Consider the following 23031-nt stretch of genomic DNA (forward strand, 5'->3'; position numbering starts at 1 on the left):
TTGAATAATCGAGACAAACTACAAAAATTTAGTATTCGTAAATACGCAATTGGAACATTTTCTACAGTCATTGCGACACTAGTGTTTGTTGGTTTCAATCCTGGACAAGCACATGCCAATGAAGTGAGCCAAAATCAAAAGGTAATCGAACAACAAGAAGACTCGCAAATTGATGAAGACAATTCAAATTCTAAAGCTCATCAATTATATAGCCAAGTTGACAATAATCAAAGTCGTTCCAGCGAAAACAATCAACCAAACGCACTTGATAAAACGACATTAACAAATAATGACGAAAATCAAAACGCAATACAAAGTCTTGAATCAGAGCAAGCATCGACAAATAGCGATGAAAACAATATCAATAACCAATCTTTACTTTCTCAAGAAGATTTAAGAATTAACAAAGACGTGATTAATGCTAAGAAACAAGAAGAGGAAGAAAAAGAAAATCAAGATTCTTCTAAAAAAGATAACCATAAAATGATTAAGCAACAATTAGCTGAAAAACGTGCTAATAAAGATGATAAAAACAAAGATTCTGTTAAAAAGAAAGCAAAAAATAGACAAGCTCAATCACCAATTGATAGAAACAGTCTCCAAGCTTTATTAGACTCTTCATATCATGAATACAAAATGATTGATAGAGACAAAGCAAACGCAACTGAATTTAATAAAGTGAAAGCTACATTTGATAAAGTAAATGAATTATTAGGTAAAGAAGATAACGCTACATCAGATGAGCTTACTTTAGTATATCAAGAGTTAGTACAAGCAATAGAATTGGCACGTACATTACCACAACGTTCTATAGATAGTAATACTCTTAAACGTTCAACTCGAGGTGTCAACTCTGACAGAGCTGCAAGAGGTAGCGTCTCATACCAAAATGCCTACACTGAATATTATGTTTCTTCTGATGATGATGGTTCAGGCTATCCACCTGGAACATTTTTACATGCTTCAAATAAAGGTGCACCATATTATTTACCTACAACACCATATAATTTGTTGCATGCTTCAGACGTTAGAAACATTGCTTACATTACTACTAAAAGATTAAAAAACGGCTATCAATGGGACGTATTATTTAACCTTGGACACTCTAACCATGAAAATATGATTTATTGGTTTGCGATACCTCGTGATCAAACACCTGCGGGTCCAGTAACCTTAACAATTATAAATAAAGACGGGCGTGCCACTTCATATGATGGCTCTGGTTCTGGGTCAGGTAAGCCTTTACCAAAATTTTGGGAAACTGCAGGTGGCATAAATCCTAGTGTAGCAAATTATTTTAGACATGGTGCAGCACATGGTTATCAATTTTATAATACTCCATATTATCAATTGAACAAATTCTGGGATTTCGCTCGAGGCAGTGATGAATTTGCGCCAAATTCATACTTCAACAGAAACGGCGCGTCTAGCACAGCTAAGTATTATGGTGATGAAAACTATGCTTTTCTTAATGGCGATAGACCTGAACAAGGACAAGGCTTAGATTCTATTTATTGTTTTATAGGTAAAGGAGATGTAAGTTATCGCATATCCTTTAAAACATCTGGATTGCCAACTGAACGTTTATATTATGCGGCAGGTGGACGAGCATTAGAGTTCAACCAACTTTATAACTATAACCAACTATATGTAGAACCAATGAAAGTTTATCAAGAAAGAATTAAATCGTTTGTAGAAGTTAAGAATCGTACAATGCATTTAGGTAACACTGAATATACTTATGATTCAACACTAGGTAAATATGCTAACCGTGCTATCTTGGATAGTGATGGAGATCATACAACTGATTATGCCGATGATCCGTTAAGCTATGTGAAAAATATAAGTGACACTATAATGGGATTCATGCCTCCAAACGCCCAATATGATAGTTATCGCGTATTTGGAGTCAATGATTTAAATCCAGTAGAAATTGAAAGCTTATTCGCACAAGATAAACTTGAAGAAGCTGCACGTACAGGAAAACCTATTAAATTAATGATTGGTTTTAATGCTCGAGACAGTTCTAGTAATCCTGAAACTTTAGTTCCAGTAAAACTATACGTTAAACCACAATTACAACAAAAGATTAGTTATTGGCATAACAATGAAGGTACGAGTATTGATACGTATACTGAGTCTCGTAAAGTTGGACATCCTGTTTATCAAGTAATGGCAGGTGATATGCATAATAACTCTGTAGAACAACAAGAAATACGTATCAAACTTACAAGTAATGAACCGATAAAAGATAATGATTGGTTAATATATGGTTATCCACATACATTAAGATTGGAGAAATCTACTGGCAGAAATAATAATGCAAAAGAGAAAAACTTCTCTTTAGTAGGAACATTAGAGCCTGGAGATTACTTCATAACTGTGAAGTTAGGAGATAAAGAAGAACAATTTGAAGTAAGAGCTAAACCATATCCTCCAACTTTAGTCACAACTGCCTTACAACTTAAAGGTAAGGCCGGACAAAAACCTGATATTGTAGTGACAAATGTTCCACCTCAAACGAACGCGAAAGTTTTATTAGTAGTAGGTGGCGTTAATGGTCGAACTGATGCTTTTTCTGACCCATATACTAAACCTGAAGGGTACACTGTAATTGCTAGAGCAGACGCGACAAGTCATGGAACAGTTACAATTACATCTAAAGATTATTTGCAAGGACTTCCACGCTCTGGAGAAATTAAAGCAATAACTTACTTTGATGACAATGTTCAATCGAACTTTAGTAATGCCATTACGTTAATAACTGATGAAACACCACCTACAATTGGAGAACCTGTAGGTTTGAAAGATAAATATTATAGAGATAATCAAGTGCATTTCACTATTCCTGTTAGTGATAATCAAGATGGTTCTGGTGTCAATCAAGTGACAATAGAAGGTCTTCCTTCTGGATGGACACATTCCTTTGTCAAAGCTCAGAATGGTCAAAGTGGCACTTTAACAGTAAGTGGAACGATAAGTCACGCTCAAGCATTGAATAGTACTATTAGATTAAGATTGTCTGCTTCAGATATGGATAATAATGTTACAAAGGGCGATCAAATTAAAACGATTAATATCAATGTAAGTAGTTTAGCGGTTGATTTCCCTCCATTACCTTTAACTAATGGTAATAGAGTTGTTGTAGTTAATCCGACTATTATCAGTAATGATGAGAAAGCTATCGCGAAAGATCGTTTAGCTAGACAAAATGCAAGTAGAAATAATGTCTTAGCAGTAGCTAACACTTTCCAACCACAAGATAATGGTAATGTATTAGTAAATTATAAAGATGATTCTCAAGCAACGATGAATGAAGGTAATGTATATACTTACGAACCTATTCGCAAAAATCAGTTTTCCGAAAGTGGAATTACAGATAAAAAAATAGCAACGATTTACGTTGCTAAAGGAAGTAGTTTTAATATTGGTAAAGACATGAGAAACTATTTCTCATTAAGTAATGGTCAAGATATACCTAATGTGCCATTTACTGTAATGACACCTGCTGATCCATTACCTACACCAGAACAAGTATCGCAATTCGGTGATGAGTCTCATCAATATAGAGTTATGGCATTCAATGCTTATAACAAAAGTATAGAAAATTTATATATCCGTATAAAAGCAATTGACATCGTAGCACCAACCGGAAATCATAGAGTATTCCGTGTCAATCCTATTAAACTTAGTGACGAGGAAGTACAAGCAGTTAAACAAGCCTTTGTAGATGCCAACCCGAAATTACATTTACAAACAGCAGATATTGATGTTTCGAATCCTACAAATGGGACTGGTGTGAGCACTGTAACTGTATCTGTTCATAAAGACCAATATACTAAGACCTTTACTTCTTCAGCTAACGACATGAATTTCTTAAGATGGCCTAATATCAGAGAAGATTATTCAATCACTTGGTCTAGCGATAAACTACCAAATCGAAACACTGATGGTGGTTTTTCTTGGTCACCTGATCATAAATCAATTATTTATCGTTACGATGCAACAAAAGGAATTGCTATCAATACAAACCAAGTATTAAATTTATTTACTGCAACGACTACAGTTCCAGGGTTGAGAAATAACATTACTGGTAACGAAAAGATTTTAGCAGAAGAAGGTGGCACACCAAGTTACAAACCGAACGGTTATTCATCACAAATTAATAGTGATGATAGACAACGTAGCTTCACTAAAGATGGACAACTTATTCAAGTTTTAGATTTAGTCCAAACAGGAACAGGATTCGGTAATGCCGTTGTCAACCATTCTAATATTGTTTATAACCAAAGTAATTCTCAAGTTGTAAATGGAGAAGTTCCTGCAGCAAACGGGGCAGCTGCTTTTCAATTAGAAAAAGTAATAAAATCGAATTATGTATCAGAAGGTATTATGGGTGTTGTATATAAAACGCATCTATTTTTAACACCATATGGCGCTAAACAATATATCGAACGCACTGGCAGTACAATGGATACCACTACTAATGTCTACGATGTATATTTTGTACCTAGCGATAATGTTAAACCTACAATCACGTTTGGGGATTATTCTCATAATGAAGTATATTCAGACGAAACATTTAAAAATACAATAAGCGTCTCTGACAATTACGGCGTTCAGTCGGTATCTATTCCAAACGACAGCGGAATAAGAGTATCTATCTCTAACAATAATACTCAAGTGAGTGGCACAGCACCTAATGTAACTTCAGTTACAAATAAATCAGTAAAAGTTACTGCTATAGATAAAAGTAATAACCAAATTATTGAACAATTTAATGTTCTATTAAAGCCTTTAAAAGATAAATATCGTTTAACTACAAGTTCAACAAACCAACATCCAGTTAGATTAAATAATATTCAAAACGGCGCAACTCTATCACCAGCAGAGAGACAATCTGTAATAGATTCTGTATCTGTGACTAATATCGCGCCAAGAAGAAGCTATATCACTGAACCAGCTAATGAAGTTCAATCAAAAGAAGTTAGTAATGTAATTAGACCGAGAAATGATGATACTGTTACTGTGACAGTGACATACAAAGACGGTACAATAAATCAAATATCTGTACCTGTTAAGCACGTCTTACCTGAGGTCGTATCAGTACCAAGATATACGGTTCAAGGACATAACTTCCCACAAGATAATGGAGCAGCACCTAGAGATTTCTTTAGATTACAAAATGGAAACACATTCACTGCAAGAGTAAACTGGGTTGGAAACAATGCTCCAAACATTAATAGCAATCAAATCGGTGTTGACATTCCGTTAAGTGCTGAGATTTGGTTTGATGGTGAAACTACGCCAATAGTGAAACAGACAAGTTATAAAATAGTAAAATCTGAGCCAAAGAAAGTTTTCGAAACCACTATCAATGGTCAATTTGTTAATTCTAATGACAATCCAGGTAACGCAGGTTCATATATAAAATCTATTAATAACTCATGGCCAAACGGTATGTATTTCGATTGGGCTCAAGGCTCAAGTGCTCCAACTTCAAATACACCAGGAGCTTTTGTAAGAACTGCAACAGCTATTTATCCAAATGGCGAAAGAGAAGATGTGAAGATTCTTTTTAAAGTCCAACCTAGTAAGCCACAAATTGATGCTAATAGTGTCATTGCTAAAGGTGGATTATCTAATCAACAGGTCATCGTAAGAAACGTGCAAAATAATGTAGATGTAAAACTTTATCAAGCAAACGGTAGCGTTATACCTAATACTACGTCTGTAATAGCAAATGGTACGGCAACTATAACAGTTCAAGGAACTCTACCAACAGATAATATTTACGCTAAGTCTTCTATTACAACTAATAATCTAACTTATGCAAAAAGAACAAATAATGATGTTTCAGATACAACCGAAAACGTAACTGTAACTTCAGAGAATAGCGATCAAGTTAATGTAACTGTTGCAATGGAAGCCAAAAACGGTGGTATAAAATTAGTAAAAGGTATAGATTTTAACTTTAATAATTTTAATAATTTTATTAGTAATGCACCTGCTAACTCTCGTTTTGCATGGGCTCAAAGTCCTGATACATGGAAAGGTAATATCGGACAATCGAATAAAACAGTCAATGTTACATTGCCTAATAACCAAGGAACAAGAACTGTAGATATACCAGTCATGATTTATCCATCTGTGACTGCTAAAGCTCCAGTAAGAGATAAAATAGGTCAAAATTTAGAACGTGGTACAGATGTCTATAATTACATTGAATTCGAAGATGGCAAACGATATAACGGAACGGCTACCTGGAAAGATAATCGACAACCAGATAAAAACGTAGCTGGGGTTCAAAATTTAACTGCGCTTATTAATTATCCTGGAATTACAACTCCAGTAGAAGTTCCAGTCAAAGTATGGGTTTATAACTTTGATTTCGCTCAACCAGTTAACATAATAGAAGTTGGTGATACTTTCCCTAAAGGTACAAGTGCTGCAATGTACAAACATTTAGAAAATGGCGAAGGTTTGCCAATGGATGGATTTAAATTTTATTGGAATCCAGAAACTGGTACTAGCTCAAACCAATGGCAATCATTAGCATATACAAGCACTCCATTCGTTAAAACAGGAAGATATGATGTGCTTTATTCAGGTAATCGTGATTTCCAAACATCGCAACCAGGTAAATTCATTGTAAAAAATGGCACTCCTAATCCACCTATTATTACTGAATCTAATGCAGGTGAAATTACAATCACACCTGGAGCGGTCAGACAAATCCCGATTAAGGGTAGTGGCTATTATGCTCAATCAAATGCTGATAAAATCGTAATTAATAGAAATGGCAGAAAATTAACTACTTTCATTAAAAATCAAGACGGACGATGGGAACTTTTAACAGGTGAACCAGATATTAGAGGCATATCGGCAAAAGATGACGGAAGCGCCATTTTAATAAATCGAACTGCTATCTCTGAAGGCGATACAATCCAAGCTATTGCGACTGAAGGTTCAGGGGAGATAATCAGTAGTCCTGCAGATAGTGGACCGTTTATTGTTAAAGCACCACAACCAGAGAAAGCTACTGCTAAGATTTGGCAGAACGGAACTTTTGAAGTCACACCTGATAATGCTACAAATACTTTTAACCCAACAAAAAGGGTAGAAGTTAGCTACACAGAAAAAATAGGTAATAATGAAGCAAACAAAACATTTACTATCACTAAAAATAATAATGGTAGCTGGTCTATTAATAACAAACCAAGCTATGTAACATTTAACCAAAGTAACGGTAAAGTTATCTTTGATGCTAATACTATTAAACCTGACTCACAAGTTACTATTACTTCTAAAGCAGGTAATGGTAATACGGAAAGTACAAATCCAAATATAGTTTCTGCGCCAGCGTCCCATTCTGTGACTATCAGAGAAATTATAAAAGAACAAGGGCAAAGTGTAACTAATGCAGATGTTAATAACGCTGTTCAAGTCGAAAATAAACGTATAGCAAGTATTAAATCAGGTACAGCATTACCTTCAAATCTAGCTGGTGGTAGTACAACACATATTCCAGTAGTGATTACCTATAATGATGGAAGCACTCAGGAAATCACTGAAACTATTAAAACAAAAGTAAATAAAACTGAATTAATTAACGCTCGCAACCATTTGGACGATACTATAAGTAAAGACAATAAAACGCCTGCAAGTATAAGAAGCTTTGAACAGGCAATGGAAAGAGCGAAAGCACAAATAAATCAAGCGAAAGCTGAAGCGGATACTGTGATTAACACTGAATTTGCTACACCACAACAAGTAGCTAATGCATTAAATCAAGTTAAAGCAGCTCAAGCTAAAATTGATGAAGCTAAAAACTTATTACAAACTAGAGCTGATAATTCACAATTGGTTAGAGTGAGAGATGAGTTACAGCACACACTTCAACCAGCTGCTTCAACAGAAGGTATGACTCAACAAAGTGCTCAAAACTATAATTCAAAACGACAAGCTGCTGAACAAGCAATTCAAAATGCTAATTCTGTAATCAACAATGGAGATGCAACTTCTCAACAAATTACTGAGGCTAAAAATAAAGTAGAGCAAGCTCAAAGAGAATATGTTGAAGCTAAAAATGGTTTAAGAGCGGATAAATCTCAATTAGAAACGGCATATCATCGATTAACGCAAAATGTAATCTTAACAGATAAGAAACCAGCATCTGTAACTCGTTATAATCAATCATTAGCAGGATTTAGAAACGAATTAGATACTGCTAAAAACGAGGCTAATAGCGTTCTACAAAATACTAATCCTTCTGTAGAACAAGTGAGAAATGCGTTAAATAAAGTTAATGCAGTACAACCAAAAGTTAATCAAGCTATAGCTTTATTACAACCAAAAGAAAATAACTCTGCTTTGGTTCATGCTAAAAATCAATTACAAAATGCTGTGAATGAATCTGACCCTACTCGTGGCATGACATCTACCACTGCAAATAATTACAATACTAAGAAACGAGAAGCTCAAGCCGAAATTCAAAAAGCTGATCAAATCATTGCAGACGGAGATGCAACTGCTAAACAAATTTCTGATGAAAAAAATAAAGTTGAACAAGCATTGCAAGCTTTAAATAATGCTAAAAGTGATTTGCGTGCTGATAAGTCACAATTACAAAATGCTTACAATAAGTTAACAGAACAAGTGAGCACTAACGGTAAAACACCTTCAAGTATTAAAAAATATGAAGCAGCGCGTAAAGCGATTGAAACTCAATATAATGAGGCTAAAAATGAAGCTGAGCGAGTGCTCAGAAATAACAATCCAAGCGTAAACGAAGTTACTCAAACTCTTGAAAAAGTGAATAATATTCAATCTAGAGTAAACGAAGCCGTTCACATGCTTCAAAACAAAGAAAATAATAGCGAGCTAGTAAGAGCAAAAGAACAATTGCAACAAGCTATTAACGATCAACCTTCAACTACTGGTATGACTCAAGATTCTATAAGTAATTACAATTCTAAACGTCAAGAAGCTCAAAATGCAGTATCTCAAGCCGAGACTGTAATCAATAACGGCGATGCAACTGCTCAACAAATCTCAACTGAAAAATCTAAAGTCGAACAAGCTTTAACGGCTTTAAATGATGCAAAACATCAACTAACTGCTGACACGACAGCTTTACAAACAGCAGTCAATCGTTTAGACAGAAGAGGCGACACTAACAATAAGAAACCGAGTAGCATAAGAGCTTATAATAAGGCTATTCAATCAATACAATCACAATTGGATAATGCTAAAAATAATGCAAATGCTGTGATTCAAAAACCTATTCGCACAGTGAATGAAGTGGACAATGCATTACAAGAAGTTAACCGAGTTGAACGTGAATTAAGTCAAGCTATCAATCAACTTCAACCTTTAGCTAATAATGAGGCACTTAAAGCAGCAAGAACTCAACTTGAAAATAAAATAAATCAAGCAGTTCAAACTGATGGAATGACGCAACAATCAGTCAATGCATATAATCATGCTAAACAAGAAGCGCAAAGCGAATCTAATACAGCTCAAACGTTAATCAATAACGGCGATGCTACTGATCAAGAAATTTCTTCAGAAACTGAAAAAGTAAATCAAAAATTTAAAAATTTAGAGAACGCCATAAATGGATTAACTGTCAATAAAGCTCCGTTAGAAATCGCAAGAAATAATATTCAGTATAATATTATCCATGCGTCAAGCACTGAAGGTATGACACCACAGTCTGCTCAAGCATATAGACAAAAGCTCCAAGAAGCTAGAAATGAAATTACTAGAATTAATCATGTGCTTGATAATCATCCTGATGTCAATGCTATTAGAACTAATGTAGCTTCAGCAGAACGAATGAAGAATGAATTAATACAAGCTAAAAACAATTTACAAGTAGATACTCAACCTTTAGAAAATGCTCAAAGAAATATCCAAAGTGTTATCGATCAAGGTTCTAATACAGATGGAATGACAGCGGATTCTGTAAATGATTTTAATGACGCATTAGCAGCTGCTATAATCGAAAAAACTAAAATCAATAAGTTACTTAAAAATAAAGATTCGATTACTGTAGATAAAGTTAAACAAGCTGTAGCTGAAGCGAACGACGTAATTAAAAACTTAAAAGACGCACGTGCTTCACTACTTCCAGATAAAAGTGATCTTGAAGCTGCTAAACAAGCGCTTGAAAATAGTATTAATCATCCTACAGACACAGAAGGCATGACGCAAGAATCATTACACAACTATAACGAGAAACTAAATGCTGCTCGAGAAGAACTAAATAAAGTGAATGGTATTTTAAATAATAACCCTACAGTAGCAGTTATTAGATCTACTACTAATGAAGCAAATAACGTTAAAGCGGCTTTAGATGAGGCAAGAACTCAGTTAGTTTTGGATAGACAACCATTTATTAATCATATTAATAGTGAGGATAGTCTTAATACGCCTCAAAAAGAGAACTATAAAAATCAAATTAATAATGCAACGAATCACCGAGAGTTAGTAAACATCCAAAGTAACGCTGATACGCTTAATCAAGCTATGAAAAAGTTAAAAGAAAGTATTGCTGATTATGAACAAGAAAAATTAAAAGAAAACTATATAGATGCTTCAGATAACAAACGTCAAGCGTATGATAATGCTGTAAATGCAGCTAAAGGAATTATCAATCAAACTCAAAGTCCAACTATGAGTAGTGATACGATTAACCAAAAAGCGAACGACGTTAAACAAACTAAAGATGCTTTAGATGGTAACCAAAGATTAGCAGCCGCGAAACAAGAAGCAGTACGTCATCTAAACGACTTACATGATTTAAACGAGGCACAACGTCATGCGCTTACTACTGAGATTAATAATTCTAATAATATTGCAGCTGTAAACCAAGCTAAAGATAAAGCTAACACTGTAAACACTGCAATGACTGGATTAAAACATAGCATTGCTGATAATGAACAAGAGCTTCGAAATGGCAATTATATTAATGCTGATAAAGACAAACAAGATGCCTATAATAGCGCAGTAAATAATGCCAAACAAGTTATTAATCAAGCAAATAATGATACTGCACAACTTAATCCAACTGAAATTAATAAACTTGCACAGAAAGTTAATACTACTAAACAAGAATTGAACGGTAATGAAAAATTAGCAGAAGCAAAACGAGAAGCTAACACTACAATCGACGGATTAACTTATCTCAATGATGCACAACGTGCGAAAGCTAAACAAAATGTTGGCAACGCTACAACAAGAACAGACATTGCTAGTCAATTAGGAAATTACACTAAATTAAACAACGCGATGAAAGAATTACGCGATAGTGTTCAAAATGTTAACCAAATAAAAACAGGTAGCAATTATATTAATGAAGACAATGGTCCTAAAGAAGCATATAATCAAGCAGTAACAAATGCTCAAAACATAATCAATGCTCAATCTAATCCTGAAATGAGTTCGGATGCTATTAAGCAAAAAGCTCAAGCAGTGACTAATGCTCATAATAATTTACATGGTCAACAAAAATTAGAAGAAGCTCAACGCAATGCAAATAGGGAAATAGATAACTTATCTAACTTAACTTCTGCTCAAAAGTCAGCTGAAAAAGCATTAATTAATAGTAAACAAACAAGAACAGAAGTTCAGAATCAACTTAATGATGCTAAAGCTTTAAATGGTTCAATGGGTACATTAAAAGAACTAGTGAACAAACAATCAGAAGTTCAAGGAACAAGTAATTATATTAATGAGGATGGACCAGAAAAAAATGCGTATAACAATGCAATTTCAACAGGGCAAACAATCATTAATAAAACGACTGATCCAGTACTCGATAAGACTACTGTTGATGAAGCAATTAATAATATTAGTACTAAAAAGTCAGCACTTCACGGTGAACAAAAATTACAAACAGCTAAAACAAATGCAACAAACGCAATTAACACATTGTCAGATCTCAATACACCGCAAAAAGATACTCTGAAAAATGCAATTAAAACTTCTAGTACGCGATCTCAAGTGGCTGAAGAACAGACAAAAGCGAATGCCATTAACGATGCTATGCACGTATTAAGACAAAATATAGCTAACAATGAAAACGTGAAAAATCAAAGTAGTTACATTAATGCAGAACCTGAGAAACAAAACGCTTATACAGATGCTGTGAATGCTGCAAACGCTATTATTAATGAACAAACTCCAACTTTAAATGCGAATACAATTAATCAAAAAGCGCAAGAAGTATTAACAACGAAAAACGCTTTAGACGGAGAAGCACAACTTCGCAAAGCGAAAGAGAACGCTACTCGTGAAATTGATGGCTTAAATCAACTTACACAAGCTCAAAAAAATAAAGAAAAATCATTAGTTAACGAAGCACAAACGAGACCAGCAGTTGCAACGCAGTTAAGTGAAGCTAAAGAACTAAATAAGGTTATGGGGCAATTAAATAGCTTAATTAATAACCAAAATGAAATTAAAGGCAGCAGTAAATACATTAATGAAGATCCCGCTCAACGAAATGCTTATACAAATGCGATTTCTAACGCTGAAACACTTAAAAATAGAACGCAAACTCCAGAATTAGATAAATCTGTAATTCAAGGTGCGATTAATAACATTAATACAGCTATCAATAATTTAGATGGTGAAACTAAACTTGCTAAAGCTAAACAAGATGCCAAAGCTACAGTTAATGGACTAAATAGTTTAACTAATGCTCAAAAAGTAAATGAGAACAATTCTATTGGTAACGCAACAACTCGCGATCAAATCACAAATATTCTAAACAGTGCTCAAGCGTTAGACCAAACGATGCAAAGATTACGAGAATTAGTAAATGCCAAAGATCAAGTTCACAAAACAAGTGACTACATTAATGAAGATGCCCAACAACAAAATGCCTATAATAGCGCTATCACAAATGGTGAAGCAATCATTAGTGGTCAACAAAATCCTACAATGGACAAATCAAAAATTGAACAAGCCATTAATCAAATTAATGCTGCTAAAAATAATTTACATGGTGCCACTAAACTTCAAAATGATAAAAATGCTGCTAATCAAGCAATTGCTCAATTAGGATCTTTAAATGATCCACAAAAAACTGGCGAAGAAGCATTAGTAAATGGTGCACAAACTAGAAATGACGTTTCAGCTCACCTCAATAATGCTAAAGCGTTAAACGACGCCATGAAAAAGCTTAAAGATAAATTCGCGGAAAAAACTACTGTTAAACAAAGTAGTGATTACATTAACGGCTCATCTGAACATCAAAACGCATACAATCAAGCATTACAGAATGCCGAAGCAATCATTAATCAAAATAGTAATCCTACATTAGATAAATCAGAAGTTGAACAAAAATTACAAAGTTTAACTCAAGCTCAAAATGCACTTGACGGTGTACAACAATTGGCTAATGCCAAACACTCGGCGACTCAAGATGTGAATGGTTTAACAAGTCTCAACGATGGCCAAAAACGTGAGTTAAATAAATTAATCAATGCTGCGGACACACGCACTAAAGTTCAAGAAGAATTAACCAAAGCTACTGATTTAAATAGTGCTATGAAAGCTCTAAGAGATAGTATTCAAAATGTTGAAGAAGTTAAACGAGGTAGTAATTATGTAAATGAAGATCAAACTGAACAACGTAATTACGATAACGCTGTTACTAGTGCTCAAGGCGCTATAAATAACAATAGCAATCCTGTGTTAGATAAAAATACAATTGAAGGTTTAACTCAAACTGTTCACAACACTAAAGATGCCTTACATGGTGCTAATAAATTAAGCCGTGATCAACAAACTGCAGAAAATGAAATTCGTGGTTTACCTAATCTTAATAAACCTCAAAAAGACGCTGAAATAGCTAAAGTAAAAGCTGCATCAACACGTAATGAAGTAAGTAACATACTTCAAGGCGCTAAAACTTTAGACACTGCAATGCACGGTTTGAGAGAAAGCATTAATGATAAATCTGAAATAAAAAATAATAGTAAGTATATAAATGAAGACCAACCAGAGAAACAAGCTTATGACAATGCTGTTAATAACGCTCAACAAGTTATAGATGAAACAACAGCTACAATTAATCCAGAGACAGTTAATAATTTAACTAATGCTGTGACACAAGCTAAATCAAATCTTCATGGTGATACCAAACTTCAACAAGACAAAGACACAGCTAAACGAACAATTGCGCAGTTACAAAACTTAAATGATGCACAAAAAGGCTTGGAAGATACTATGATTGATGGCGAGTCAACTCGTACTCAAGTACAACATGATTTAGCCGAAGCTCAAGCTTTGAATGGTTTAATGGGAACATTAAAAGAAAGCATAAAAGATAATTCAACAATTACTGGTGATGGTAACTACATCAATGCTGATCCAGTTAAAAAACAAGCATATGATAATGCGGTTAAAGAAGCTCAAAAAATTATAAATGGAACAAACCAACCAACTATAAATAAAGACGATGTCTCTAACGCAACTCAATCAGTAAAAACTACAAAAGATGCTTTAGATGGTAATCACAGATTAGAAGAAAATAAACAAAATGCAAATCATGACATAGATAATTTACCAAACTTAACTAATGCTCAGAAAACAGCTGAAAAAGCATTAATTAATAATAAACAAACACTAACAGAAGTACAGTCTCAACTTGATAAAGCTAAAGCTTTAGATGGTTCAATGGGCACATTAAAAGCATTAGTGAACAAACAATCAGAAATTCAAAGAACAAGTAATTATATTAATGAAGACCAACCAGAGCAATCTGCGTATAATAACTCAATATCAATGGGACAAACAATCATTGATAAAACGACTGATCCAGTACTTGATAAGAATAATATTGATGAAGTAATTAGTAATATTAATACTAAAAAGTCTGCACTTCATGGTGAACAAAAATTACAAACTGCTAAAACAAACGCAACAAATGCAGTTAATAATCTAACAAATCTCAACACACCACAAAAAGACGCTTTAAAAAATGAAATTAAAGCTTCTAGTACACGAACTCAAGTAACTGCAGAACATGCAAAAGCGACTGCCATTAATGATGCTATGCAGTCATTAAGACAAAATATTGCTGACAACGAAAATGTAAAAACTCAAAGTAATTACATTAATGCAGAACCTGAGAAACAAAACGCTTATACTAATGCTGTGAACGCCGCAAATGCGATTATTAATGAACAAAACCCAACTTTAGATGCGAATACAATAAAACAAAAAGCGCAAGCAGTACTAACAACTAAAAATGCTTTAGACGGAGAAGCACAACTTCGTAAAGCGAAAGAAGACGCTAATCGTGAGATTGATGGTTTAAATCAACTTACACAAGCTCAAAAAAATAAAGAAAAAACATTAGTCAATGAAGCACAAACGAGACCAACAGTTGCAACGCATTTAAGTGAAGCTAAAGAACTTAATAAAGTGATGGAGCAATTAAATAGTTTAATCAATGGTCAAAATACAATTAAAGGTAGCAGTAAATACATTAATGAAGACCAAGCTCAACAAAATGCTTATACTAATGCGATTACGAACGCTGAATCACTTAAAAATAAAACGCAAAATCCAGAAATAGATAAATCTGCGATTCAAAATGCGATTAATACTATTAATACAGCTATCAATAATTTAAATGGTGAAGCTAAACTTACTAAAGCTAAACAAGATGCTAAAGCTAATGTTAACAATCTCAATAGTTTAACTAATGCTCAAAAAGCAAATGAAAACAGCTCTATTGGCAACGCAACAACTCGAGATCAAGTCACAAATATTCTAAACGGTTCTCAAGCGTTAGACCAAACAATGCAAAAATTACGAGAATTAGTAAACGCCAAAAATCAAGTGTACAAAACAAGTGACTATATCAATGAAGATACGCAACAACAAAATGCTTATAACAATGCTATTGCAAATGGTGAAGCAATCATTAGTGGTTCACAAAATCCTACAATGGACAAATCAAAAATTGAACAAGCTATTAATCAAATTAACACTACTAAAAATGCTTTACATGGTGCCACTAAACTTCAAAATGATAAAAATGCTGCTAATCAAACAATCGCTCAATTAGGATCTTTAAATGATGCGCAAAAATCTGGCGAAGAAGCATTAGTGAATGGTTCTAATACAAGATCAGATGTAGCTACACAGCTCGATAAAGCTAAAGCATTAAACGAAGCAATGAAAAAACTTAGAGAAAAAGTTGCGGAAAAAACTACTATTAAACAAAGTAGTGATTACATTAACGATTCATCTCAACATCAAAATGCATACAATCAAGCATTACAAGATGCCGAATCAATCATTAATCAAAATAGTAATCCTACATTGGATAAATCAGTAGTTGAGCAAAAATTACAAGGTTTAACTCAAGCTCAAAATGCATTACAAGGTTCACATCTCCTTGAAAATGCTAAGAATAACGCTGTTACTGAAATCAACAAATTAACAGCTTTAAACGATGCACAACGTCAAAAAGCGATTCAAAATGTTCAAGCACAAACTACAATTCCAAACGTTAACCAACAATTAACGACTGTTAAAGAATTAAATAGTGCAATGCAAGCATTAAGAGATGCAGTTGGACAACAAAATGACGTGCATCAACAAAGTAATTATTTCAATGAAGATGAACAACCTAAACAAAATTACGATACCGCTATTCAATCAGGTCAAGAAATCATCAATAAATCTCAAGACCCAGTAATGAATAAAACTGAAATTGAACAAGCGACTAATCGCATTAATTCAACTAAAGATGCTTTAGATGGCGCTAATAAGTTACACAGCGATCAAGAAAATGCTAATAGACAAATAGAAGGTTTAACAAGTCTCAACCCAGCTCAAATCACAGCTGAGAAACAATTAATTAACCAAGCGACAACACGTACAGATGTGGCTCAAAAATTAGCAGCAGCTAAAGAATTAAACAATGCTATGAAAACTTTGAGAGATGGCATTCATAATAAAGATGACATTAAACGAAGTAGTGCTTATGTCAATGCAGATCCAACAAAAATTTCTGCATATGACCAAGCTTTACAAAATGCTGAAAATATAATCAACGCTACACCTCAGGCAGAACTTAATAGATCAACAATTGAACAAGCATTAACTAGAGTTCAACAAGCTCAAAATGCACTTGACGGTGTACAACAATTGGCTAATGCCAAACAAGCAGCGACTCAAAACGTCAATGGTTTAACAAGTCTCAACAATGGCCAAAAACGTGAGTTAAATCAATTAATCAATGCTGCAAACACACGTACTAAAGTTCAAGAAGAATTAGCTAAAGCTACTGCTTTGAATAATGCTATGAAAGCTTTAAGAGATAGTATTCAAAATGTTGATGAAGTTAAACGAGGTAGTAATTATGTAAATGAAGATCAAACTGAACAACATAATTACGATAACGCTGTTACTGGTGCTCAAACTACTATCGATAATAACAACAAACCTGTGTTGGATAAAAATACAATCGAAAGTTTAACTCAAACTGTTAACAACTCTAAAGATGCTTTACAGGGCGCTAAAAAATTAAGCCGCGATCAACAAAATGCAGAAACTGAAATTCGTGGTTTAACGAGCCTAAATGAACCGCAAAAAAATGCAGAAATAGCTAAAGTAAAAGCTGCAAATACTCGCACTGATGTAAATAACCTACTTCAAGGCGCTAAAACTTTAGACACTGCTATGCACGGTTTAAGAGAAAGCATTAAAGATAAATCTGATATTAAAAATAGTAGTAAATATATAAATGAAGACCAACCAGAGAAACAAGCGTATGACAGTGCAGTAAACAACGCTCAAAAAGTTATTGATGAATCACAAGCTACTTTAAGCCCAGAGACAATTAATAAATTAACTAATGCGGTGACACAAGCTAAATCAAATCTTCATGGTGATACTAAACTTCAACAAGAGAAAGACCAAGCTAAACGAACAATTGAGCAGTTACCGAACTTAAATAATGCTCAAAAAGGCTTGGAAGATACTATGATTGATGGCGAGTCAACGTGTACTCAAGTACAACATGATTTAGCCGAAGCACAAGCTTTAGACAGTTTAATGGGAGCATTAAAAGAAAGCATAAAAGATCATTCGACAGTTACAGGTAATGGTAATTACATCAATGCTGATCAAGCTAAAAAACAAGCCTATGATAATGCGGTTCAAAACGCTCAAAATATTATAAACGGAACAAACCAACCAACTATAAATAAAGGCGATGTATCTAACGCAACTCAATCAGTGAAAGCTACAAAAGATGCTTTAGATGGTGATCACAGATTAGAAGAAGCGAAAAATCACGCTAACCAAGAGATTACGAACTTACAAAACTTGAATAATGCTCAAAAAGAAGCTGAGAAAAATGCAGTTAACACTTCACCAACACTCGAACAAGTTCAACAAAACTTACAAACTGCACAAAATTTAGATAGTGCGATGGGCGCTTTAAAACAAAGTATTGCTAATAAAGATCAAGTAAAATCTGAAAGTAAATATCTTAATGAAGACCCAACTATAAAAGCTAACTATGACAATGCAGTTCAACGTGCCGAAAATATTATTAACGCAACTCATGACCCTGAATTAAATAAAGCTAACATTGAACAAGCAACTCAAGCTGTTCAACAAGCCGAACAAGCACTTCACGGTGTTGAAAAATTAACTCATGATAAAACAACTGCTTCAAACGAATTAGACGGCTTGACGAACTTAACAGACGCGCAACGTGAAAAGTTAAAAGAACAAATTAACAATTCTACTAGTCGCGATGACATCAAACAAAAAATTGAACAAGCGAAACAACTTAATAATTTAATGGATCAACTTAAACAACAAGTTGGTCACAAAGACGACGTTCATTCAAGTAGTAATTATTTCAATGAAGATCCCGATAAGAAAAAAGCTTATGATGATGCGATTAAACGTGCAGAAGAGATCATTAAAAATTCAACTGATCCTAATTTGAATCCACAAGATATTACAAATGCACTTAATCAAATTAACCATGCTAAAGATAATCTTCACGGTGACGATTTGCTTCAACATCAAAAAGATACTTCAAACCAATCAATTGATAACTTAAATCATCTTAATCAACCTCAAAAAGATGCATTAAAACAAGCTATCAATGGCGCTACAACAAGAGAACAAGTAGCAGAAAAATTAAAAGAAGCACAAGCACTTGATGAAGCAATGAAACAACTTGAAAACCAAGTAAGCAAGGATCCTTCAATCACTTCAGGAAGTCCATTTGTTAATGAAGATACTGACAAACAAAAAGCTTATAATGATGCAGTTCAAGCAGCTAAAGATTTAATAAATCAAACTTCTAATCCTACTTTAGACAAACAAAAGGTAGAAGAAGCACTACAAAAAATTCAAAATGCTGTAAACGATTTACATGGTGAGCAAAAATTAACTCAATCTAAACAAGATGCGAATGATCAACTCTCTCATTTTAATAATCTGACTGATGAGCAAAAGGCACATTTCAAACCATTGATTGATAATGCCCAAACTAGAGGAGAAGTAGACAAACAAATCGCTTTAGCTAAACAATTAAATGATGATATGGGTACCGTTAAAGGACAAATCTCATACAAAGATAAAGTTCATCAATCAAGTGATTATATAAATGCTGATCCAGCTAAAAAAGAAGCTTTCGATAATGCTATCAAAGAAGCAGAAGATTTACTTCATAATAATCCTGGAATATTAGATCATAATACGCTTCAAAACATCATTAATAAAATTGAAGAAGCTCAAAATGCGTTAAATGGACAAGCGAAATTTGACCAAGCACAAAAAGAAGCTCTAAAAGAACTAGGTCATTTAAATAGTCTAAATGCACCTCAACGTGAAACAGTTAAAACGAATATCAATCAAGCAACTACATTAGATGGATTAGGTCAAGAATTGCAAAAAGCCAAAGATCTTAATAACGCTATGAAAGCAATGAGAGATAGCATTGCTAACCAAGAACAAGTTCGTCAAGGTAGTAATTATACAAATGAGGATCATACACAACAGCAAGCATATGATGATGCAGTAAATAACATCAATCGTATTATTACAGAATCTAATGCTACGATGGATCCTCAAGCAATCAATCAGGCTACTCAAACTTTAAATAGCGCGAAACAAGGTTTACACGGTGATCAAAAACTTCAAGACGATAAAAATAATGCGAAACAAGAAATTGACAACTTAACTGGTTTAACAAATGCTCAAAAACAAACGCTTAATGACGCTATCAACCAGTTGACCAATAGACCTGATGTAAAACGAAAATTAAGTGAAGCTAAATATCTAAACGGCAAAATGGAAGAGTTAAAAGCTATTGTGGCGAAAGCTCCTTCAGTTAGACAAAATAGCAATTATATCAATGAAGATCCTGCTGAAAAAGAAGCTTATGATAATGCAATTAATAAAGGTCAAAAAGTTATTGATGCAGCGAACAATCCAACTACGGATTCAGTTGTTATCAGTAAAATCATTCAAGAAATAAATAGTGCTGAACAAGGTCTCAACGGAGCTCAGAAACTTAGACAAGATCAAGCAGATGCTATCAACAAAGTTTATGGTTTAGATACTCTGAACCCAGCACAAAAATCTAAAGAAGTACAAGATATACAAGCTGCTACAACTAGACCTGCTGTCACTCAACAATTGGAAGATGCGAAAGCCTTAAATCAGGCTATGGAACAACTTAAACAAAGTATTGCTGATAAGAATAAAACGCTAAACTCTAGCAATTATATTAATGAAGATCCTGAGAAAAAATTGGCTTACGATAATGCATTAAGCAAAGCAGAGCAGCTACTAAATCAACAAAACGATCCAACAATGGATAAAAATGAGATCAATGCTGCAACTCAAAAAGTTAAAGAAGCCAAAGACGCACTTCATGGCGCTGAGAAATTAGCTCAAAATCAAACTGAGTCTAATGCTACTGTTAATCAATTACCAAACTTAAACGATAAACAAAAACAAGCTTTAAATGACTTAATTAACAGCGCGCCTAACAAACAAAAAGTTGCTGAAATCATTGCACAAGCAAATGAACTCAATAATGCAATGAAGAAACTAAAAGATTTAGTAGATGAGCAACCTCATGTTCATCAACAAAGCAATTACTCTAATGAAGATCCTAATGTTCAAACTGTTTATGATAATGCGATTCAAAATGGTCAAAATATTATTGATGGAACAACAGGCGAACCTTTAAATAAAAATCAAATCGATAACGCAATTCAAAATATCGAACTTGCTAAAGGCGATCTTCACGGAGAACAAAAATTACAACATGCTCAACAAGATGCGAATAATGAAATTGATCATCTTTCAAATCTAAATAATGCACAAAGACAAGGCGAACATAACGAAATCAACACTGCACCATCAAGAACTGAAGTAGCCAACGATTTAAATAATGCTAAAGCGCTAAACGAAGCAATGCGTCAATTAGAAAGCGAAGTTAACCATGCAAATAATATTAAACAATCAAGTGACTTCATTAATGAAGATGAAGGCCCACAAAATGCATACAATAACGCACTTCAAAAAGCGAAAGATATTATCAATGCAGTACCAGATGGTACTTTAGATAAAGCTAGAATTGAACAAGCATTAACAGAATTACAGCATGCAAGAGAAGCTTTACACGGAGAACAAAAACTTCAAGAAGCAAAAGATCAAGCCAACGCTCAAATTGACGGATTAAATGCGCTAAACTCTGGTCAAACTCTTGCAGAGAAAGACTTGGTTAATCAAGCTAAGACTAAACCTGCAGTTCAAGAAGCGCTTGAAAAAGCTAAAGAACTCAATGAGGCGATGAAAGCATTAAGATCAGAAATTTCTAAAAAAGATCAAGTTAAAGGCGAAAGTAAATACATTAACGCTGATAATAATAAGCAATCAACGTATGATAGTGCACTTAATCGCGGTTCACAAATCATCACAACAACTCAACCGCCAGAACTTGATAAAGACGCAATTAATAGAGCAACTCAAGCTATTACCAACGCTGAAAATGAGTTAAACGGTCAAGCTAAATTAACAGAAGCAATTTCTAACGGTAAGCAAGAAGTTAATAACTTACATGGCTTAACACAAGCTCAAAAAGACAAAGAACATGAATTAATCAATCAAGCACCAACTAAATCACAAGTAGCAGAAATCATTAATAATGCTAAACAATTAGATAATGCTATGAATCAATTACAACAAGCCATAAATAACGCAAATCCAACCAAACAAAGTGGTAATTATATCAACGAAGATCCTGCTCAAAAAGAAGCGTACAACCAAGCGATTCAAAAAGCTAAAGATCTAATCAATAAACAACCACCTACAATGGATAAACACGAAATTGATCAAGCATTAGATAATATTAACCAAGCTCAAAATAACTTGAATGGTAATAAGAAACTATTCAATGAACAAAATGAAAAAACAGATCAATTAACAAATCTTAATAGCCTTACAAACGGTCAACACGATGCATTAGTTAATGACATTTTCAATGCGCCAACGAGAGAAGAAGTTGCAAAACGCTTTGAAAAAGCTGAACAATTAAATAACACGATGAAAGCATTGAGAGATGCTATCAAAGATAATCAACAAGTGCTTCAAAGCAGTAATTATAAAAATGAAGACCCTGCTCAACAAAATGCTTACAATCAAGCAGTAGCTAAAGCCTTAGATATTGTCAATGATAGACCTACGCCAACTTTATCAAATGAAACTGTTCAAAAAGTTGTGGATGAAGTGACTCAAGCTAAACAAAACTTACGTGGCGAACAAAAACTGGCAGACGATAAAGCAAATGCAGAAAGAACATTGAATCAATTAACGCATCTCAATCCTGCACAACGTGAAGACTTAGAAAATCAAATTCACAATGCGACGATTCGACCAGAAGTTCAAGATGCAGTTAACTTAGCTAACCAGCTTAATGATGCAATGAAGAAATTAAAAGATGCGCTTGATGGTAATGAAACG

At 33.9% G+C, this 23031-nt stretch carries 1 protein-coding gene (only partly in view); it reads left to right on the forward strand.

The genetic code is table 11. From position 1 onward, the window contains the following. Positions 1-23031, forward strand: partial view of a hyperosmolarity resistance protein Ebh gene (gene ebh, locus JMUB898_RS07160; RefSeq protein ID WP_126501963.1) — the 5' portion only. It continues 7431 nt past the right edge of the window; the window shows 23031 of its 30462 coding nt (coding positions 1-23031); it begins with the start codon at positions 1-3; its stop codon lies beyond the right edge, outside the window.

This window comes from Staphylococcus caprae, from assembly GCF_003966625.1.
In the GTDB taxonomy this organism is placed as follows: domain Bacteria; phylum Bacillota; class Bacilli; order Staphylococcales; family Staphylococcaceae; genus Staphylococcus; species Staphylococcus caprae.